The organism is Bacillus sp. GMs2/2, from assembly GCF_050172095.1.
GTDB lineage: Bacteria > Bacillota > Bacilli > Bacillales > Bacillaceae_G > Bacillus_A > Bacillus_A cereus.
In genome coordinates this window covers 1-2,062 of sequence record NZ_JBNLYE010000550.1, presented here as the reverse complement: position 1 = coordinate 2,062, position 2,062 = coordinate 1, and the positions used below count along the sequence as shown (strand labels likewise).

Sequence of the window (2,062 nt, the reverse complement as noted above, 5' to 3'; positions counted from 1 at the left end):
AAAATAAGGTGAACTTGCATTTACATAAATGAAAAAATTTTAAAAATGTGTGTTTTCTTTAAAAATAAGCATACGAAATAAACCCTAACGGGTTTTATTTTTTTACTTATACAGCTTTCTTTTGCTTTCTAAATTCACTATATTCATAGATAACACCCATGATATCAAAGACAGTCTTCTTCTCATATCTGTGAGATTTTCGCCCGTTTTTCTGTAGAAGGCGGAACAAGCGGATCAGAAGCTTTGTTATTTCTTGGGTGTTTTCTATGGCTTGATAGAGGAGAAATAGATGATCTTGAATCATTCCAATCGCTTTATATTCACTTAATTCCTTTTGTTTTTTCTGTAACAAAAATTGGCGCATTTTAAACATCGTAGAAGAACATAAGAAAATAGCGATGAGTTTCCCGTATAATTGGCACTCTAATCTTTCTACAATGATCTATATCGAACAATGATTTCCACGTCTTAAAAACAATTTCTATCTGCCAACACAATGTATATAATTCATATACCTGTTCCATCGGAACCCATTCCCAAGGTGCATTTGTTACATATACATTTAATCCCGCTACTATTTTACTTTTCTCGGAGTATGTTCTATTTTGGGACTTTTCTTTTTCAGCAATTTTCTTTTGGCGCTTTTGTAATTATGCTTCTGTTAATCGATGGAAAATGATACGTGAAAATAGTTGCTGTTTATCACCAACATAAGCTTACTGATATTCTGCCGTTTCTCCATGTTTGAGTTGCTTTAAAATCTGCAGGACATTTATTTGTATGTATTCCGATTGTTTTTTTATTGAACCATTTTTAAAGTATTCTGGACTTAGGTTTTTTACATATACGTTCGTATTTAACTTTAACCGAGAAATATAATAGGTACCCCATTGATCCATTTGATCTAAATCCTCTAATGAAAAATAACCTAAATCACGAATACATAAATCACCTGGTCGTAAGGTATCTAAACACTCAGTACCAAATGTTTTATCATTATTTTTGCCGGGTCCCACTTGGAAATTAAGAAATTGCCCACTATGTAAATCATATTCTAATTGAATTTTGATACCGACTGTTTGAGCACAACCTCCAGAGCCTGGATATATATGTTCTAAAGTATTGGGTACTTGAAATACTGTGGCATCCATGATGCGAATGCGCTCAAAATAGGCAAAAAGTTGGTTGGAGATTTGTGTTTGTTCACAGATTTTTTGCTGTAACAATAAAGAAAAGATATGTTTAAAAAATAACACCGCTTTTGCGTTAAAACGCTTATTTAAGCCCTCAGGGCTAAGGAGAGTACCAGTGGCCGCATGAAGTCTACTACATAATCGAACTAAGGGATCGCTTGCCACTCGTTGACTAATCCAAATACAAATCGTAGCTAAATCTGAGCCAGAAAACTTACGTTTTCGTTTTATAAATTCGATGTCTCTTGCCAGTTCTTCTAAAAATGCAGGTGTGATGTATCGTTGTAATTCTTCTGCAAATGGTTCTAATTCATCTTGAATTGAGAGATTCATAAAAAACGTCATCCTTTCTTATCTAGCTTGTTAAGAAAGAATAACGTTTTTTTGTACTTGAGGTATGAAAATTCTTAAGTTGATGGGCATGTATGGTGACCCCTATTTGAAGAGTTTTTTACATAGTTTCAGAAGAAAATAAAAATCGAATATTTTTCACTTTAGTAAATAAATATACATACAATATATTTGACATGAAATTCACTTCTATAACTGTTACTTGCAAAAAAAGGGCGCTTCTCTTTTTGAGAAACGCCCTTTTTTTGCAAGTAAGTAGTACAACAACTAAACAATTAGATTTAAAACTCTTATTACATGTATAAAAAGAGTATAACATATCTTAGGTTTCTTTGCCCATCCCCGAAAAAAGAGATTAATACAAATTATTTCAAATTAGTGATGGTACAGTTTTGTTTTATCTGAACCATTTGGTGCTGGTAAAACAACAATATATATAATAACAACTTGTTTTAGTCTATTTGTCCTCACCGCACATGGCCATCAACTTAAGAGAACAACTAATAGGGGTCACCATA

The 2,062-nt window shown here is 32.6% G+C and carries 1 pseudogene; it reads right to left on the bottom strand.

Annotation, left to right across the window (positions count from 1 at the left end):
• Positions 1-106: 106 nt before the first annotated feature.
• Positions 107-1,526 (bottom strand): annotated as a pseudogene (locus tag ACQGS6_RS27240) (IS4 family transposase).
• Positions 1,527-2,062: the final 536 nt, after the last annotated feature.